Raw genomic sequence first — 436 nt, 5'->3', positions numbered from 1 at the left:
GCCTACCAGCGTTCGGGTAACTTCCACGCGTATGCGACCGTGCACTACACGGCTCGTTTCCGTGTGGATGGTGGCCCGTGGCAGATGATGATGGTGACTCCGCAGGCGACCAGTGATCCGTTGCTGGTGCGTGTGTGGTGGGTTGATGTGGGACGCGTAGCAGGTGACTGCAGCTATGACGACACTCGTTGGGGCTGCAAGAACGATCCGACGATGGGTAAGAAGGATAATCCGAACCCGCGTCTGCGCAAGGCTGATATCCGTACCGGTCAGCGTTGGCACCTCAATGATAACGGTGACGGGGACACAGAGTATTCGTTGCACCGCGACTGGCCCGACATGTAAACCAGCTGACCCAATACATAGATAACCGCAGCAGGCGGCCCTGAATGTTTGAACGTTCAGGGCCGCCTGCTTTTTAGACCGAGGTTTTCGA

Annotated in this window: 1 pseudogene; it reads left to right on the top strand. The window is 57.3% G+C overall.

Going from position 1 to position 436, the window contains the following annotated elements:
• Positions 1-345, top strand: a pseudogene (locus HMPREF2884_RS07055) (peptide ABC transporter ATPase); the annotation flags it as partial.
• Between the last annotated feature and the right edge of the window lie 91 nt (positions 346-436).

The organism is Rothia sp. HMSC073B08 (genome assembly GCF_001812975.1).
Classification (GTDB): domain Bacteria; phylum Actinomycetota; class Actinomycetes; order Actinomycetales; family Micrococcaceae; genus Rothia; species Rothia mucilaginosa.
Note: the sequence above shows the minus strand (reverse complement) of the source record. Positions and strands in the feature narration are given on the sequence as shown.